Origin of the sequence: Clostridium sp. CAG:265 (assembly GCF_000436575.1) — a bacterium.
GTDB classification, from domain to species: domain Bacteria; phylum Bacillota; class Clostridia; order Clostridiales; family Clostridiaceae; genus Clostridium; species Clostridium lentum.
Map to the genome: position 1 here is coordinate 1 of NZ_FR886636.1, position 1,748 is coordinate 1,748.

Below are 1,748 nucleotides of genomic sequence, written 5' to 3' on the forward strand. Positions count from 1 at the left end.
GGGGACGTCTCATAAATGATTTTTAAATCATTTATGTAGACGACCTCTTTTTTGTTTTTTAGAAAAATTATTCAGTTTATATTATGTAATTAGTGGTAATAAATTTAATTTTAAACACAACAAATAGAAGGTATTAATCCTTCTATTTGTTTTACATATTATTCCACTAAGCTGTTTTAGGAATGTGTAATAATATTCCATTTGTATTTTTAATATTTTTATTAAATAATTTTTGAATATTATAAGCAAATGCGAGCAATGTAAATTCTACCAATACATTCTTCTTACCACGAAGTAAGAATCTTCTAAATGCATAATCTTGTTTTAAAACTCCAAATACACCTTCGACCTGAATAGAACGATTAATTCTTAAAATTTTTCCTTCGGGCGTTGAAATATTTTTAAGAGATTCATTACGTTTTTCAAGAAAATCTTTAGATACATGAAGTCTCTTATTCCCTTTAGCTTTAGTACATTTATCTTTATATGGACAGCCATTACAATTTTCACTTTCGTAAATGGTCACTACTGATTTATAGTTAGATTTAGATACTTTAATTTTGCTTGAAGCAGGAACTAATCTTTTTCCATAGGCACATATGTAATAATCATCCTCAACATTATAAGTCATATTTTCTCTCTTACTAATATCATTTTTAAATTTTTTACTTTTTGACTTTTTGTAGTTTTGTGGTTTAATATATGGATTTTGATTATGTTCACTTAAATATTTATAATTTTCTTCACTTTCATATCCAGCGTCAGCTATAACATTTTTAAATTTTTCAGGTAAATCATTTTCAAGTTTATTAAGAAATGGTATGAATGTTAATTGATCCGCTCTTTCACTTGAAACATCAACACCGACTATGTATTCTCCTTCAACACCAATTTGAATATTATACCCTGGTTTAAGTTGACCATTTTTCATATGGTCTTCTTTCATATGCATGAAAGTCGCGTCTTTATCAGTTTTTGAAAAGCTATTTCGACCGTCAAAGATGCTATTATATTCATCATATTTACTTTGTTTTTCTATAAATTCTTCAAGTGATTCAAAGTATTTTTGCAATTTGCTTTTTCTTTTACCTTTTCCATGAACAAATTCAATTTTATTTTCAACTTTAATAGTATCTAACTTGTGTAATATTTTAGATACGAAATCAACTGTTATTTTATCATTATTAATATTGATTTTTATACCTAATTCATCTTTTAAATGTTTTAAAGTATCTTTAATTTTTTCTTGTAGTTTATTTTCAAATTTATCAGTTGCTTTTTTCCATATAAAAGTATACTTATTAGCATTCGCTTCGATTTTTGTACCATCTACAAATAAATTTTCATATTGAATTTCATTATTTTCTCCTAAATAAATAATAAGTTGATTAAATAAATCACGAAGGCAATTTGCTAAACGTTGACTTCTAAATCTAGCAATTGTATTATGATCCGGAGCCTTTTGCCCCTGCAAAAGCCAAATAAAGTTTATATCACGTTTGCAAGCTTTTTCTAATTCTCTACTGGAGTATATTTTGTTCATATCTCCATATATTAATAGCCTAAATAAAGTGACTGGATCGACTGCTGGATTTCTACCTAATGTAGAGTATGTTTTATATAAATTTGTATAATCTAATCCCTCCGTAACTTCAAATAGCAGTCTTACAGGATCATCTTCTTTAGGTATAAAAGGGACCTGTATTGGAAAACCTATTTGTTGCATAGGTATCACATTCTTTTTGAAG

The 1,748-nt window shown here is 26.8% G+C and carries 1 protein-coding gene; it reads right to left on the reverse strand.

The annotated features are described in order from the left end of the window. Positions 1-166 precede the first annotated feature (166 nt). The gene (locus tag Q5O29_RS09670; protein ID WP_022212745.1) at positions 167-1,726 is read right to left on the reverse strand and encodes an IS1182 family transposase; all 1,560 of its coding nucleotides are present in this window, start codon (positions 1,724-1,726) and stop codon (positions 167-169) included. Positions 1,727-1,748 lie beyond the last annotated feature (22 nt).

Excerpts from the sequence above, each read along its gene's own strand:
- Q5O29_RS09670 (WP_022212745.1), bottom strand. The coding sequence starts at position 1,726 with ATGCAACAAATAGGTTTTCCAATACAGGTCCCTTTTATACCTAAAGAA.